Source organism: Sphingomonas fuzhouensis, assembly GCF_034659795.1.
Lineage (GTDB): Bacteria > Pseudomonadota > Alphaproteobacteria > Sphingomonadales > Sphingomonadaceae > Sphingomonas > Sphingomonas fuzhouensis.
Map to the genome: position 1 here is coordinate 18,787 of NZ_JAXSQY010000007.1, position 15,070 is coordinate 33,856.

12 protein-coding genes are annotated in these 15,070 nt (G+C 67.0%); 3 read left to right on the top strand and 9 right to left on the bottom strand.

Annotated features, from left to right (window positions below):
* Positions 1-141: 141 nt before the first annotated feature.
* Together U1H82_RS14475 and U1H82_RS14480 are read right to left on the bottom strand one after the other, a co-directional pair.
* Positions 142-1,344 (bottom strand): M24 family metallopeptidase, encoded by a 1,203-nt coding sequence (locus U1H82_RS14475; protein WP_322965675.1) that lies wholly within the window; start codon positions 1,342-1,344, stop codon positions 142-144.
* Positions 1,345-1,426: 82 nt separating this feature from the next.
* The gene (locus U1H82_RS14480) at positions 1,427-2,938 is read right to left on the bottom strand and encodes a S10 family peptidase (RefSeq protein WP_322965676.1); all 1,512 of its coding nucleotides are present in this window, start codon (positions 2,936-2,938) and stop codon (positions 1,427-1,429) included.
* 190 nt (positions 2,939-3,128) lie between these two features.
* Here U1H82_RS14480 and uvrA point away from each other — a divergent pair, with 190 nt between their 5' ends.
* The 3 genes from uvrA to U1H82_RS14495 all read left to right on the top strand — a co-directional run bounded on the left by uvrA (position 3,129) and on the right by U1H82_RS14495 (position 7,152).
* Entirely contained in the window at positions 3,129-6,029 is a 2,901-nt protein-coding gene (uvrA, locus tag U1H82_RS14485; RefSeq protein ID WP_322965677.1) for an excinuclease ABC subunit UvrA, read from the top strand.
* A 175-nt stretch (positions 6,030-6,204) separates the two neighbouring features.
* Positions 6,205-6,603: a hypothetical protein gene (locus tag U1H82_RS14490; protein WP_322965678.1), complete on the top strand. Its 399-nt coding sequence runs from the start codon at positions 6,205-6,207 to the stop codon at positions 6,601-6,603.
* A 225-nt stretch (positions 6,604-6,828) separates the two neighbouring features.
* Positions 6,829-7,152, top strand: coding sequence for a hypothetical protein (locus U1H82_RS14495; RefSeq protein WP_322965679.1), 324 nt, complete (start codon positions 6,829-6,831; stop codon positions 7,150-7,152).
* Here U1H82_RS14495 and U1H82_RS14500 read toward each other — a convergent pair.
* The 7 genes from U1H82_RS14500 to U1H82_RS14530 form a co-directional block, all read right to left on the bottom strand.
* A complete protein-coding gene (locus tag U1H82_RS14500; RefSeq protein ID WP_322965680.1) occupies positions 7,140-8,168 on the bottom strand; it encodes a cell wall hydrolase in 1,029 nt (342 codons plus the stop codon). The two genes, U1H82_RS14495 and U1H82_RS14500, sit on opposite strands and share 13 nt — an antisense overlap.
* Before the next feature lie 212 nt (positions 8,169-8,380).
* Entirely contained in the window at positions 8,381-11,221 is a 2,841-nt protein-coding gene (locus U1H82_RS14505) for a M16 family metallopeptidase (protein WP_322965681.1), read from the bottom strand.
* A gap of 23 nt (positions 11,222-11,244) precedes the next feature.
* Positions 11,245-11,457, bottom strand: a complete 213-nt coding sequence (locus U1H82_RS14510) for a hypothetical protein (protein ID WP_322965682.1) — start codon at positions 11,455-11,457, stop codon at positions 11,245-11,247.
* Positions 11,458-11,467: 10 nt separating this feature from the next.
* The gene (gene tgt / locus U1H82_RS14515) at positions 11,468-12,598 is read right to left on the bottom strand and encodes a tRNA guanosine(34) transglycosylase Tgt (RefSeq protein ID WP_322965683.1); all 1,131 of its coding nucleotides are present in this window, start codon (positions 12,596-12,598) and stop codon (positions 11,468-11,470) included.
* Positions 12,595-13,098 carry an EF-hand domain-containing protein gene (locus U1H82_RS14520; protein WP_322965684.1) on the bottom strand — a complete coding sequence of 168 codons (504 nt, stop codon included), beginning with the start codon at positions 13,096-13,098 and terminating at the stop codon, positions 12,595-12,597. The genes tgt and U1H82_RS14520 overlap by 4 nt, the downstream gene beginning before the upstream one ends.
* Positions 13,095-14,132: a tRNA preQ1(34) S-adenosylmethionine ribosyltransferase-isomerase QueA gene (queA, locus tag U1H82_RS14525; RefSeq protein ID WP_322965685.1), complete on the bottom strand. Its 1,038-nt coding sequence runs from the start codon at positions 14,130-14,132 to the stop codon at positions 13,095-13,097. The genes U1H82_RS14520 and queA overlap by 4 nt, the downstream gene beginning before the upstream one ends.
* Entirely contained in the window at positions 14,129-14,896 is a 768-nt protein-coding gene (locus U1H82_RS14530) for a peptidylprolyl isomerase (RefSeq protein WP_322965686.1), read from the bottom strand. The genes queA and U1H82_RS14530 overlap by 4 nt, the downstream gene beginning before the upstream one ends.
* Between the last annotated feature and the right edge of the window lie 174 nt (positions 14,897-15,070).

A 15,070-nucleotide genomic window follows, 5' to 3' on the forward strand; every position in this document is an offset into this window, starting at 1 on the left:
CTTGGACGGTATCGTTGACCGTCTCTGAGAGGCATTTGAAGTCGATCGCCGGGCAAGCGTCAACTTATAATAGGTAAGTTGTTTTATTTAATATTGTTTCCAACGGCGGACGGAGCGACGACTCCGCCCGCACTGCTGGCCTCAGCCCAGATCGTCGATGGCGGGCTGCGGCTCGGTGAACCAGGCGGCACCCGTCTCGGTGACGTGGAAATGATCCTCCAGCCGCACGCCGAAGCGATCCGGCACGACGATCATCGGTTCGTTGGAGAAGCACATGCCCGGCGTCAGCGGCGTCCGGTCGCCGCGCACCAGATAGGCGGGTTCATGGATGGACAGGCCGATGCCATGCCCGGTGCGGTGCGGCAGGCCGGGCAGGCGGTAATCGGGGCCGAGCCCCGAACGCTCCAGCACCGCGCGCGCGGCGTAATCGACCGCCTCGCAGGGCGCGCCGGGCCGGACGGCGGCGAAGGCGGCGGCCTGCGCTTCCTTCTCGATGTCCCAGATGCGGCGAACTTCGTCGCCGACCTCGCCGAACGCATAGGTGCGGGTGATATCGCTATGATAGCCGTCGATCAGCGTGCCGGTATCCACCAGCACCACGTCGCCGTCGCGCAGCACATCGTCCTGCGGCAGGCCATGCGGGAAGGCGGTCGAGCGGCCGAACTGCACCGCGCAGAAATAATTGCCGGTCGATGCGCCCAGCGCGCGGTGGGCAGCGTCGATGAAGCGGATCACCTCCGACGCGCGGATGCCCTCGTGCAGGATGCGCGCGGCGCGGCGCTGGACCTCCAGCGTGATGTCCATCGCCTGTTGCATCAGCGCGATTTCGGCAGGCGACTTGATCCGGCGGCAGCCATCGACCACCGGCCCGCCATCGACCAGCGCGACGCCGGGTGCGGCGGCGCGGATACGCTCGACGAACAGGAAGGCTATGGCGGGGTCGATCGCCAGCGTCCTGGCCCCTGCCGCCTTCAGCGCATCGGCGACCAGCGCGGAGGGGCTTTCATCCTCCTCCCACAGACGGATGTCGGTGGCGGGGATGGACAGGCTCGCCTCGAACGATCCCAGTTCGAAGCCGGGGCAGATGAAGATCGGCTCGCCCGCAATCGGCAGCAGCATCGCCACCAGCCGCTCGGTCGCACCCCAGGCGACGCCGGTGAAATAGCGCAAGCTGGCGCCCGCGCCGATCAGCAGCGCATCCGCGCCCATCTGCGCCATCAATGCGCGGGCGCGGGTCAGACGCTGGGCCCGCTCACCGGCGGTGATGACCGGCGCGGGGTTCGCCCAAGGCGAAAGGTTCGCCAGTTCGTGCTCCGCCGTCGATCCGCCGATCATGCCCGCCATGCCATAAGCTCCATTTCGTATACGGTTCGGCCTGTAGCGTGGGTGGGAGCGCTGCGCCAGTCAGCGCGGCGCTCCGTCATGCTCAACCGCCGTACATCGCCATCGCATCGCGCCGGAACGCCGCGCCGCTGTCGGTGCGGCTGTAGAACATGTGCCCGCCCGGATAGACGTTCAGCTTCACCCGCTGCGCCACGCCGTAACTCGGCATCTGGTCGACGATCAGCCGCGACGCGAAATAGGGGCAGGACAGGTCGTCCCAGCCATGGACGATCATCACCTTCATCTTTGGGTCGTTGGCGATCGCCTTGCGCAGGTCGGTGACGGGGGTGTCGTCGGGCTTGCCGCGATCCCAGGCGCTGTTCACCGCATAGGACAGCGCGTGATAGGGCGCGTCGGTCTTCCAACCCACTTCGCGCGTCACGAAATCGACCATCGCACTGGTCGTCGGCGCGATCAGCGAGTCGAGCAGCGGGTCGTTGGACCGCTGCTGCGACGACCAGGGGAAGGGGTCGAAGGCGGTGACGTTCGAGTCGTAGATGCTGCCGATCGTCGAGTCGTTACGGTGAATCTCGCGCAGATAGGTGCGCGTGTCGATTCGCCCGCCCAGCCTGCGGACAAGGGCGGGGTCCAGCCCGGTCAGCTCGGTCACGCGCGTCACCATCCGGTCGACCGCCTGGGTGTCCGACCGCCCGCGCATCAGGTCGCGCAGGTAATCGCCGCGTGCATAGGCTTCGACCCCCGCCATCGCCTCCGGGGTCAGCTTGCCCTGCCGCTCCAACTGCGCGGCGGCCATCGAGGGCAGGTCGATCATCCAGGGCAAGGGCGACAGCGCGGTGGCATCGTCGCCCGAGGCCGGGTCGAGATAGGGCGATACCATCACCAGCCCGTTCACCCCGACGCCGATCTGCGACTGAAGCTCATAGGCGATGCGCGGTGCGCGGTAGCCGCCATAGCTTTCGCCCATGATGTACTTTGGCGAGCGCAGCCGGCCTTCCTTGACCAGCCAGTCATAGACGACCTTGGACAGATATTTGATGTCCGGGTCGTTGGCGTAGAAATCCTTCTTCGTCTCCGCCTCGTCCACCAGGCTGCGGCTGAAGCCGGTGCCGATGGGGTCGATGAAGACCAGGTCGGTGAAGTCCAGCCAGCTATTGGGATTGTCGGTCGTGATCGGCGCGTCGGACGGCGCATCGCCCTGCGCGCCGAAGGGCACGCGCTTGGGGCCGACCGCGCCCATGTTGAGATAGACCGACGACGCACCCGGCCCGCCGTTGAACGCGAAGGTGACCGGGCGCCGGACATCGCCGCCGGGCACGGTATAGGCGGTATAGACGACCTGCCCGATCTCCTTGCCCTTGTCGTCACGCACCGCGATCTTGCCGATGGTCGCCTTGTAGTTGACGATCCGGCCGCCGATCCGTGCGCTCTGGCTGATCGTCTTGTCGGCGGGCAAGGGCGGGCGCTTGCTGTCGTCGTCCTTGGTCTCGGTGGTGGTCTTGGTCTCGGTCTTCTCGGCCTTTTGCGCGGCGGCCGGGCTGGCGGCGGTTCCCGCGGCGAGCAGCAGCAATGCGGACAGGTGCAGGGTCTTCGACAAGATGGAACGTCTCCATACGAGCAATGCGATACTATATCACATGGAGCGTTCGAGATGTACAATCCTGGCGCCCCGCACGGATCATGGGCGAAGGTCGCACGTTACCGCAAGCCCGCCCCCTCGAAACCCGGGACGCCGCACCCTATCTCGCCTCTGGCATTCCTCCCGGAACAGAAGTAGAACCTGCCTCATGCTGACCAAGATTTCCGTCCGCGGCGCGCGCGAGCATAATCTCAAGGATGTCGATATCGACATTCCCCGTGACACGCTGACGGTCATCACCGGCCTGTCGGGGTCGGGCAAGTCTTCGCTGGCGTTCGACACCATCTATGCCGAGGGGCAGCGACGCTACGTCGAGTCGCTGTCGGCCTATGCGCGCCAGTTCCTGGAGATGATGCAGAAGCCGGACGTCGACCATATCGAGGGGCTGTCGCCCGCCATCTCGATCGAGCAGAAGACGACCAGCCGCAATCCACGCTCGACCGTGGCGACGGTCACCGAAGTCTACGACTATATGCGCCTGCTCTGGGCGCGCGTCGGTATCCCCTATTCGCCCGCGACCGGCGAGCCGATCGCGGCGCAGACGGTCAGCCAGATGGTCGACCGGGTGATGACGCTGCCCGAGGGCACGCGCCTCTATCTGCTCGCCCCCGTCGTGCGCGGCCGCAAGGGCGAGTATCGCAAGGAAATGGCCGAATGGCAGAAGGCGGGCTTCACCCGCGTCCGCATCGATGGCCAGCTCTACGAAATCGACGAGGCGCCCGCGCTCGACAAGAAGTTCAAGCATGACATCGAGGTGGTGGTCGACCGTCTGGTCGTGCGCGAGGATATCGCCACACGTCTGGCCGACAGTTTCGAGACGGCGCTGAAGCTGGCGGACGGTCTGGCCTATGTCGACCCCGCCGATCCGGTCGAACCCGCGACGCCCAAATCGGCGGTGCTGGGCAACAATGCGCCCGACGGCCGGATCGTATTTTCGGAAAAGTTCGCCTGCCCGATCTCCGGCTTCACCATTTCGGAGATCGAGCCGCGCCTGTTCTCGTTCAACGCGCCGCAGGGGGCGTGTCCGGCCTGTGACGGTCTCGGCGAGAAGCTGATCTTCGACGAGGATCTGGTCGTCCCCAATCACGAGCTGTCGATCAAGAAGGGCGCGGTCGTCCCCTGGGCCAAGTCCAACCCGCCCAGCCCCTATTATATGCAGGTGCTGGGGAGTCTCGCGCGCGAGTTCGGCTTCTCGCTGGAGACGCCGTGGAAGGACCTCGACCCCAAGGCGCAGGAGGCGATCCTGCACGGGACCAAGGGCAAGGCGGTGACGCTGACCTTCATCGACGGCAAGAAGTCCTATGACGTGAAGAAGCCGTTCGAGGGTGTGATCGGCAATCTCAACCGCCGGATGCTGCAGACCGAGAGCGCCTGGATGCGCGAGGAACTGTCCAACTATCAGTCGCCGCAGCCCTGCGAAGTCTGCCACGGCGCGCGGTTGAAGCCCGAGGCACGGGCGGTGAAGATCGCGATGCAGGACATCAGCCACGCGACGCGCCTGTCGGTGATCGATGCGCTGGCCTTCTTCACCGGTCTGCCGGAGCATCTGACCGACCAGCAGCGCGCCATCGCGCAGCCGATCCTGAAGGAGATCGTCGAGCGGCTGGGCTTCCTCAACAATGTCGGGCTGGATTACCTGAATCTCGACCGGACCTCGGGCACGTTGTCGGGTGGCGAGAGCCAGCGGATTCGCCTGGCATCGCAGATCGGCTCGGGCCTGTCGGGCGTGCTCTACGTGCTCGACGAACCGTCGATTGGCTTGCACCAGCGCGACAACGACATGCTGCTGGCGACGCTGCGGCGGTTGCGCGACCTGGGCAACACGGTGCTGGTGGTCGAGCATGACGAGGATGCGATCCGTACCGCCGACTATGTCATCGACATGGGGCCGGGGGCGGGCGTGCATGGCGGCCAAATCGTTGCGCACGGCACGCTCAAGCAGCTGCTCAAGTCCAAGACCAGCGTCACCGCCGACTATCTGAACGGCACACGCGAGATCGCGGTGCCCGCCAAGCGCCGCAAGGGATCGGGCAAGAAGCTGACCGTGCACAAGGCGACCGCCAACAATTTGCAGGGCGTCACCGCCAGCATCCCGCTCGGCACCTTCACCTGCATCACCGGCGTCTCGGGCTCGGGCAAGTCGAGCTTCACCATCGACACGCTCTACGCCGCCGCCGCGCGCACGCTGAACGGCGCGCGCATATTGGCGGGCAAGCATGAGAAGATCACCGGGCTCGAGCATCTCGACAAGGTGATCGACATCGATCAGTCGCCGATCGGCCGCACCCCGCGTTCCAACCCGGCGACCTATACCGGCGCCTTCACCCAGATCCGCGACTGGTTCGCCGGACTGCCCGAGGCGCAGGCGCGCGGCTACAAGCCGGGCCGGTTCAGCTTCAACGTCAAGGGCGGTCGGTGCGAGGCATGTCAGGGCGACGGCGTGCTCAAGATCGAGATGCACTTCCTTCCGGACGTCTATGTGACCTGCGACGTGTGCCACGGCGCGCGCTATAATCGCGAGACGCTGGAGGTGAAGTTCAAGGGCCACTCGATCGCCGATGTGCTCGACATGACCGTCGAGGACGCCGCCGAGTTCTTTCAGGCGGTGCCGCCGATCCGCGACAAGATGGCGATGCTGGTCGAGGTGGGGCTGGGTTACGTCAAGGTCGGTCAGCAGGCGACCACCCTGTCGGGCGGCGAGGCGCAGCGGGTGAAGCTGGCCAAGGAACTGTCGCGCCGGGCGACGGGCAACACGCTTTACATCCTCGACGAGCCGACCACGGGTCTGCACTTCGAGGATGTGCGCAAACTGCTCGAAGTGCTGCACGCGCTGGTCGAGCAGGGCAATACGGTGGTGGTGATCGAGCATAATCTCGACGTCATCAAAACCGCCGACTGGATCGTCGATCTGGGCCCCGAAGGCGGCGTGAAGGGCGGCGAGATCGTCGCAGTCGGCACGCCCGAAGTGGTCGCGGCCGAGCCGCGCAGCTTCACCGGCAAGTATCTGAAACCCTTGCTCGACAAGGGACAGGCGCAGGCGGCCGAGTAAGAGGGAAACGGTCGTCGTCCGGCGATGACGGCCGTGGCCGCCCGACTGCGATCATATTTGATCCGGCTGCTTGGTTCGAAATCAAGCCGCCAGATGGCGAAGAGATGAACTTAACCTAACGCAACTTTTGTCCGCGTCGTGCGATTTTGCCGCATCATCCATGAGGGAGGACATGATGCGTGCACTGACTCTCGGCCTCGTTGCGACGGCGACGCTGCTTTCGGGCTGCGCCACCTACGGTGAGGGTGGCTATACCTCGCCGGGCTATGCCTATGACTGGAACCGGCCGGACCCCGCTTATGGCGGCTATTATGCTGACCGTTATTATGTCGATGCGCCGCGCTATCGCGAACGCCGCCTGGGCTATAACGACCGCATCTATGCCGGGCAGGACGGCCGCTATTATTGCCGTCGCCAGGATGGCACGACGGGCTTGATCGTCGGTGGTCTGGCGGGCGGCGCGCTCGGTGCGGCACTGACCGCCGGTGGATCGCAGACCGTCGGCACGCTGCTGGGCGCTGCGGGTGGTGCGCTGGCCGGGCAGGCGATCGGGCGCAATCTGCGCTGCCGCTGACGACCCCAGGCTAAGCGAACGGGCCGGTCCACTCCGCCTTCTTATAAGGCTGGGGACCGGCCCTTTTCATGGCGCTGGATGACGGCGCCATGACGATGAACGAACGTCCCGCCCTTGCGGCACTTGGCGACACATTCGCTAAGTGATTGGGATAGCTGTGCGATTGCCGCTCCCCATATTTCGGATCGGGCCAGTATTCGCCCGCTTGTTTATGGGAGTGTTATCATGAAGGCCATGATCCTTGCAGCTCTGGGGTTCGCCACCCTCGCCGTTCCGACCATCGCCGAGGCGCAGCGCTGGACGCCGATCGCGCAGCGCCAGGGCCAGTTGCAGCAGCGGATCGACCAGGGCGTTCGATCCGGCGCGCTGAACCGGCGGGAGGCGGTGCGCCTCCAATCCGAGCTGCGCAACCTCAACCAGCTGGAATATCGCTATCGCCGGTCCGGCGGCGGCCTGAGCGTCTCGGAGCGCAATGATCTGGATCGTCGCTATGCGATGCTGAGCCGTCAGGTCCGCGTCGAAAAGCACGACCGCCATTATCGCCGCTGATCGGTGACGGCCGCCGCGCTCGGACTATTCGGGCGCGGTGTGTCGGGCCGCTCGATCGGGCGGCCGCTATCCTTCCACTTGTCGAGTATCTGGCCCGATGTGGCCAATCGGTCGCTGATCCCCGTATCGCGTGGCGGTACAGGGGGCGGCGTTTCGCGCGTGGGGGCAGGACGCGCCGGTACGGGCGTCGCGCCGGGCGGGGGCGGCACCGGCAGGCTCGCCGGGACGGGTGGGAGAATGTCCCTGCTGGCCGTTTCGGGGGCAGGGGGCGGCGTCAGCAGGGGCAGAACTTCTCCACCCGCATAGGTCCGGTTCATCGCCGCCGCCGTGCCCCAATAGCCCTTCCAGCGGTGAAACAGGTGCGCGCCGACCATGTCGGTCATCACCATCGCCCGGTTCCAGGCGGGGGCGACGGCGAAGCTATGGTAATGCGTCGCCAGCCCGACCGGCGCATAGACGCTGCCCGACAGCGCCGCCGCTGCGATCCGTGCGGCACGTGCCCAGCCCGCCATGGCCGGGGGGCGTGACAGGGCACCGTCGCATGCGAAGCTGAACTGGCAATGCGCGCGCTCCACCCCCTGATAGACGACGCCGCATATCGTCGCGGGAAAGGCCGGATGGCGCGCACGGTTCAACACGACCTGCGCCACCGCGCGCTGGCCGTCGATACTCTCGCCATTGGCTTCGTAATAGATGGCGGCGGTCAGGCACTGCATCGCACGCGCGCGGTCGATCGCGGTCGCGCGGCCCCAGCGAAAGGGCGGGGCGGCGACCACGCCGCGATCGGCAATGCTGGCCCCCGGCGGGATGGGCAAGGCGGGCAGGGCGACGGTACCGGTACTGCCGTCGATGGCGGGAAAGGCATCGGCGACAGGTGCGGGGGACGCCGCCACCGAGCGGGGCGGCGATGGCGCGACCACCGCGGGCCGGGTGGCCCGCCGCCATGCGCCGTGCGCGGCCAGCATCAGGCCGAATGTCAGCATCAGGCCGAGCATCCCCAGCCAGACCTGTATCATTCGCCTTACGGTCCGCTTCGCCACCCGCAATGTGGGCTATCCTCCAGTCTTGCGCGTCTCCCGCTACACCGGAGAGGGTTAAGGATTTTGCGTAGCCTCGGCTTTGCCCCTCCACCATCCTTCGGATGGTCCCCCTCCCCAAGCAAAGCTTGGGGAGGAATTGGGGCTGGTGCCGTCCCAAACGCGCTGGAAGCGAGTTTCCAGGCGGGCGCTTAGCGTAGCTTGGGCGTGTCGAGGTTGACCGACCCGGCCGGGATCACCTCGACATTCGGATGGGCCTGACGCAGCGCGGGCAGGAACTGCTTGGCGTCGCCGACCACCACGATGCTGGCTGCCTTGGGATCGAGCAGCGTGGCGGACACCGATTCCACTGCGGCCGAATCGACCGCCTGGACGCGCGGGATGTAGCGGCTCAGTTCCTCCAGCGGCACGCCCTGCAGCGTATAGTTGGCGAGGATATCGGCCACGCCGTCGGTCGTCTCGATCGACCGGCCGAAGCTGCCGACCAGCACCGCCTGGCGCGTTGCCAGTTCGTCCTGTGGTACGGGCGCGGTGCCCAGCTGGTGCATCTGTTCGTCGATCAGCCCGACGACCTCGGCGGCCGAGGGGTTCTTGGTCTGGGTGCGCGCCGAGATCAGGCCGATGTCGCGGCCCGCCTGCACCGAACTGCCCGCGCCGTACGCCAGCCCGCGCTTGATGCGGATTTCCTGGTTGAGCCGCGACGAGAAGCCGCCGCCCAGCACCGTATTGGCGACCGCCAGCGGATAATAGCGGTCATCGGCACGGCGGATGCCCGAACGGGCGACGACTACGCCCGCCTGTCCCGCATCGGGCATATCGACCACGATGACGCGCGGCGCGGGGAAGGCGGGTTCGGGGGCCCTGGTCGCGGTCGTCGCAGCCCCGGCGACCCGCCAGTTGCCCAGATGCCGCTCGGCGATCTGCCGCGCCTGGGCGGGCGTGACGTCACCGACCAGCAGCAGCGTCGCCTGCCCCGGTTTCCAGCTGCGGGCGTAGGCGGCGGTCAGGTCGGCACGGGTCAGGCCTTTCAGCGAATCCGGCGTGCCGGACAGCGGCTGGCCATAGGCGCGATTGCCATAGACGACCCGGTCGGCGACCATCGCCGACAGCTGCGCCGGGTTCTTCATCGCGACGTTCAGGCTGTCGATCGACTGGGTCCGGGCGCGGTCGATCTCCTCCTGCTTGAACGCAGGATGGGTCGCGACATCGGCGAGGATGGTCATCGCGGTATCGACCTGCGCGGAGGGGACCGTCATGTCGATGGTCGCGCCATCGTCCGAGGCGCCCGCCGCGATCGACCCGCCCAGGCTTTCGACCGCGCGCGCGATCTCGGTCGCCGAGCGGGTCGTAGTGCCCTTTGTCATCAGTTCGGCGGACAGGCTGCTCGCGCCCGCCTTGCCCGCCGGGTCGGTCGCGGCCCCGCCCAGCGCGACCAGCGAAGCCGTGACCAGCGGCAGTTCGTGCCGCTCCACCGTCACGACGCGCAGGCCGTTGGGCAGGGTCGTCACCACCGGCTGCGGCAGGGTGGGTGCGATCGGTGCGCCGGGGGCGGGGGGCAGGATGCGCTGGCCCTCTGGGGCGGGCGTTACCACCTCGATCTGGGCGGGCGGGGTCAGCGCCGCCGTCTGGACCGTAGGCGCAATCTCGATCGGCATTTCGCGGACATTCGCGGGCCGCTCGCTGTCGGGCAGATAGCGGATGGTCGCGCTCTGCCGGTCGTTCAGATATTCGCGCGCGACGCGCTGGATATCGGCGGCGGTCACCGTCTGTACCGCGGCGATCTGGCGGTCGGCGGCCTTGGGATCGCCATCGACGATGACGCTGTTGGCGATCAGGCTGGCCTTGCCCTCGGCCGTTTCGCGCTGCTTGAGCGCGGCGGTGAGCAGCTCGTTCTTCGCCTCGGCCAGTTCTGCGGCGGAAACCGGCACGTCGCGCAGGCGGGCGACCTCCTTCTTCAGGGCCGCTTCGCCCTCGGCCACCGGCTTGCCGCTCGCCATCATCGCATAGAGAACGAGGTTGCCGGTCGATTGCTTGGTGTCGAGGAAGCTCGAAGCCGACTGCGCCAGCTGGTCGCGGTAGACCAGATCCTCGTACAGCCGCGAGCTTTCGCCCGCCGACAGGATGGCATTCAGCACCATCAGCGCAGGCGTGTCGGCGCTGCGCTCGGGGGGTATGTGATAGCTGATGAGCACGGCCGGAAGCGGCGTGTTGGGCTCATAGACGGTCCGGGACACCGCCTGCGTCCGCGCCGGTTCCTGCACGGTGACGCGTGGGATCGCGGTCGAGGGGCGTTTGATGTTCGCGAAATACTCGTCGACCCAGCGGTTCAGCTGCGCGGGATCGAAATTGCCCGACACCACCAGCACCGCATTGTCGGGCCGGTAATAGGTGGCGTGGAAGGCGCGGACATCGTCGATGCCCGCCGACTCCAGCTCCGCCAGGCTGCCGATGCCCGGCCGCGCATAGGGGTGCACCGAATAGGCGAGCTTGGGGTAATAGATGGAGAACAGCTTGCCATAGGGCCGGGCGAGGGTGCGCTGGCGCAGTTCCTCCTTCACCACGTCGCGTTCGCTGGCGAAGCTCTTGGGCTCGACGACCAAAGCGGCCATGCGATCCGCCTCGGCGAACAGCAGGCGCTGCAGATGGTTGGCGGGCACCACCTCGAAATAATTGGTATAGTCGTCGGCGGTGGAGGCGTTGTTATAGCCGCCGACATCCTCGGTCAGGCGATCCATCTGTTCGGGGACGAGGTTGCGCGTCGCCTTGAACATCAGATGCTCGAACATGTGCGCAAAGCCCGAGCGGCCCTTGGGATCGTCCTTCGACCCGACATCATACCAGACCTGGACCGAGACATTGGGCGTCGTCGTGTCGCGAATGGCATAGACGCGCAACCCGTTGGGCAGGGTGCGCGTCGTGAAATCGATGGGCTTCACGCTCTCCGTGCGCGCCGGTGTCGGCGCGGTCTGCGCCCCGGCCAGCGTGGGAAGGGCGGCAACGCCGAGCAGAAGCGCGGCACGGAAAAGGCGCATGAAAACCCTCTTGGTTGGACGTGTTACTTGGACTTGTTGCGCGTGCCGTAGAGCACGGCGGCGGCGATCGCGGCCGAACCGATGCCGACGCCCAGACCGATCTTGCCCATCGGCCAGTTGCGCGTCTTGTCCTTCACCGAGGCGGCGGTCGCTTCGGCGGCGGCGACGGCGTGGTCCTTGGCCTCCTTCGCGGCGGCAAGGATTTCGTTGGGGGTGTCTTCGGTACGATCGGTCATGGTTACTCTCCTACTGGCTACCAGCGTAGCGCGCCCGGAAGTCGTCCGCAAAGGCCGTGAGGCGCCCCTCGGCGATGGCGGCGCGCAGATCGGCCATCATCTGCTGATAGAACCAGATATTATGCTCGGTCATCAGCATCGCGCCCAGGATTTCGCCCGCGCGGACCAGATGATGCAAGTAAGCGCGGCTCCAGGTCGCGCAGACCGGGCAGCCGCAGGCAGGGTCGAGCGGCCCCTGATCCTCGGCGAAGCGCGCATTGCGGATGTTGATCGGGCCTTGTCGGGTAAAGGCTTGGCCCGTGCGCCCCGAGCGGGTCGGCAGCACGCAGTCGAACATGTCGACGCCGCGCTCGACCGCGCCAACGATGTCGGTCGGCTTGCCCACGCCCATCAGATAGCGCGGCTTTTCGACCGGCAACTGGCCCGGCGCGAAGTCGAGGCAGCCGAACATCGCCTCCTGCCCCTCACCGACCGCCAGGCCGCCGATGGCGTAACCGTCAAAGCCAATATCGATCAGCGCGTCGGCGGAGGATTTGCGGAAGCCCTCGTCCAGAGCACCCTGCTGGATGCCGAAGATCGCATTGTCCTCGGCATGTTGGCCGCCCGCGTCGAAGGCATCGCGGCTGCGCTTGGCCCAGCGCATCGAGCGTTCCATGGCGCTGGCCTGCACTTCGCGGGTCGAGGTGGTCGGGACCAGCTCGTCAAAGGCCATGACGATGTTGGAGCCGAGCAGCCGCTGGATTTCGATCGAGCGTTCGGGGCTGAGCAGGTGGCGGGTGCCGTCGAGATGACTCTTGAACGCCACGCCATCCTCCGACCGCTTGGTCAGTTCGGCCAGGCTCATCACCTGATAGCCGCCCGAATCGGTCAGGATCGGCCGGTCCCAGCCCATGAAGTCGTGCAGCCCGCCCAGCCGGGCGACCCGCTCCGCGCCGGGGCGCAGCATCAGGTGATAGGTATTGCCTAAGATGATGTCCGCGCCGCTCGCGCGCACATCGCCGGGCTTCATCGCCTTGACGGTGGCGGCGGTGCCGACGGGCATGAAGGCGGGGGTACGGATTTCGCCCCGCTTCATGGTGATGGTGCCGGTGCGGGCGCGGCCGTCGGTGGCGTGGATGGCGAAGGAGAAGCGGGCGGTCATTTGCGGTCTCGGGGCCGAAGCGGGCCGGTCGGGCCATTGGCATCGGCGGGGATGGTACGGATGGTCAGCGCTTCGGCCCGGCTGATCGCGCCGTCATGGTCGCGGTCGAAGCGCGAGAACAGGCGCGAGAAATGCGCCTGTAGCTCGGCCAAGGTGATGCGGTTGTCGCTGTCCTTGTCGACATCGAACGGACTGGGCAGCGCGTTGCGGTCGCCCAGCCAGCGCTCGGCCCAGTCGGCGAACTGGAGATAGCCGATCGACCCCTGATGGGTGGTGTCGATCGCGTCATAGCTACGCTTGACCCCCGCCTCCATTTCAGCGCGCGTGGTCTTGCCGTCGCCGTCAGCGTCGAGCGTCGCGATCATCATCGCCACCGGCTCGACCACCATGGTCGCGGGCGTCTGCGCGAACGGCTTGGGGCGCGCGGTGACGACGACGGTGTTGTCCGGCTCCTGCGCGGTGGGCGCGGCTTGCATCAGGAGCAGCGCGAGCAGCATCATGCGCCGCGTTCCGGCAGCAGCAGCGAGGCGTCGCCGTACGAGTAGAAGCGATAGTCGTTCGCGATCGCATGCGCATAGGCCGCCTGCATCCGGTCCAGCCCCATCAGCGCGGACACCAGCATGAACAGGGTCGATCGCGGCAGGTGGAAATTGGTCATCAGTCCGTCGATCCCGCGAAAGCGATAGCCCGGCGTGATGAAGATCGCGGTATCGCCCTCGAACGGACGGATCACGCCGTCCTCGCCGGCCGCGCTCTCGATCAGACGTAGCGAGGTGGTGCCGACCGCGATGACCCGGCCGCCGCGTGCCTTCACCGCGTTCAGCCGGTCGGCGGTCGCGGCATCGATGCGGCCCCATTCGGCGTGCATCTTGTGGTCGACGGTATCCTCGGCCTTGACCGGCAGGAAGGTGCCCGCGCCGACATGTAGGGTCAGCGTCGCATGCTCGATCCCCGCCGCCGCCAGCGAGTCCAGCAGACCTGGGGTGAAGTGCAGCGCCGCCGTGGGCGCGGCGACCGCGCCCGGTTCCTGCGCGAACATCGTCTGATAGTCGGCGGCGTCCTGCTCGGTCACTCCACGCTTCTGCGCGATATAGGGGGGCAGGGGCATGGTGCCCGCCCGCTCCAGCAGCAGTTCGACCGGCTCGTCCCCGGCGAAGTCCAGCGCGAAGCTGCCATCCTCGGCCCGGTCGCGCGCGGTGGCGCTGACGCCCGCGCCGAAGTCGATCACGTCGCCGTCGCGCAACCGCTTGGCGTTGCGGATGAACGCGCGCCAGCGCCGCGTCCCCTCGCGCTTGTGCAGCGTCGCGCCGATCCGCGCCTCGCCCCGCACGCCTTCCAGCTGGGCGGGGATGACGCGGGTGTCGTTGAACACCAGCAGGTCACCCGCACGAAGGCAGGCGGGCAGGTCGCTGACCCGCTGGTCACGGGTGGCGTCGCCGTCCAGGACCAGCATCCGCGCCGAGTCACGCGGCGCGGCCGGATAGAGCGCGATCCGCTCGGGCGGCAGGGTGAAATCGAAAAGGTCGACGTTCACTTGGTCGCCGTGGCCGCCTTCTTGGCCGCAGGACGGCGCGCAGGAGTGGTCGCAGCGGGCTTGGGCGCGGCACCCGGCAGGGTCACCGGCGCGCCAAGCGAAGGCGCGGCGCTGGGGGCGGGCGGCACATAGGCCGGAGGATTGTCCGCCGCGACATAGGCATGGAGGATGCGGCTGGGGTTGGCGGGCGGCTCGCCCCGTTCGATCTTGTCGACATATTGCATGCCGTCGATCACCCGGCCGAACACCGTGTACTTCTTGTCGAGCGCGAAGCGCGGCTGGAAGACGATGTAGAACTGGCTGTTCGCGCTGTTGGGATCGTCGGCGCGCGCGGCGGCCACCGATCCGCGCACATGCGGCAGATAGTTGAACTCGGCGGGCACGTTGGGCAGGTCCGAGCCGCCGGTGCCGTCGCCCTTGGGATCGCCGCCCTGCGCCATGAAGCCGTCGATGACGCGGTGGAAGGTCAGGCCGTCATAGAAGTGACGCCGGGTCAGAACCTTGATCCGCTCCACCATCTTGGGCGCGACGTCGGGCCGCAGCCAGATCGTCACCCGGCCGCCGGTCGACAGGTCGAGCAGCCAGAGATTCTCCTTGTCGGTGACGGGCGGCGGGGTCGCGCGACCGGTGACATTGTCCTCCAGAACCTGCGCGGCCTTGGCGGGGGAGGTGAATTTGGGCGGGGTCTGGGACTGTTTCTGCGCCTGTGCCGGAACGGCGACCAGGCTGGCCATCATCATGGCAAGAGCGGCGAGAACGCGCATCATATCTCTACGACAAGGGAAGGAATGGGGGCTTTAGAGCAAATCGCCCCTTGCGCCAATCTGAACCTTTGGGGGGCGAGCGGAAGCATTTTCCTCCCCTGCAAGGGGAGGTGGCAGGGCGAAGCCCTGACGGAGGGGTGTCCCGCTATCGAGAGGGTGGCCCCCCTCCACCAG

What these genes read in the sequence shown, in the direction of transcription:
- U1H82_RS14475 (WP_322965675.1), bottom strand. Translation starts at nt 1,344, where the DNA reads ATGGCGGGCATGATCGGCGGATCGACGGCGGAGCACGAACTGGCGAAC.
- uvrA (WP_322965677.1), top strand. Translation starts at nt 3,129, where the DNA reads ATGCTGACCAAGATTTCCGTCCGCGGCGCGCGCGAGCATAATCTCAAG.
- U1H82_RS14490 (WP_322965678.1), top strand. Translation starts at nt 6,205, where the DNA reads ATGCGTGCACTGACTCTCGGCCTCGTTGCGACGGCGACGCTGCTTTCG.
- U1H82_RS14495 (WP_322965679.1), top strand. Translation starts at nt 6,829, where the DNA reads ATGAAGGCCATGATCCTTGCAGCTCTGGGGTTCGCCACCCTCGCCGTT.
- U1H82_RS14500 (WP_322965680.1), bottom strand. Translation starts at nt 8,168, where the DNA reads ATGATACAGGTCTGGCTGGGGATGCTCGGCCTGATGCTGACATTCGGC.
- U1H82_RS14505 (WP_322965681.1), bottom strand. Translation starts at nt 11,221, where the DNA reads ATGCGCCTTTTCCGTGCCGCGCTTCTGCTCGGCGTTGCCGCCCTTCCC.
- U1H82_RS14510 (WP_322965682.1), bottom strand. Translation starts at nt 11,457, where the DNA reads ATGACCGATCGTACCGAAGACACCCCCAACGAAATCCTTGCCGCCGCG.
- tgt (WP_322965683.1), bottom strand. Translation starts at nt 12,598, where the DNA reads ATGACCGCCCGCTTCTCCTTCGCCATCCACGCCACCGACGGCCGCGCC.
- U1H82_RS14520 (WP_322965684.1), bottom strand. Translation starts at nt 13,098, where the DNA reads ATGATGCTGCTCGCGCTGCTCCTGATGCAAGCCGCGCCCACCGCGCAG.
- U1H82_RS14530 (WP_322965686.1), bottom strand. Translation starts at nt 14,896, where the DNA reads ATGCGCGTTCTCGCCGCTCTTGCCATGATGATGGCCAGCCTGGTCGCC.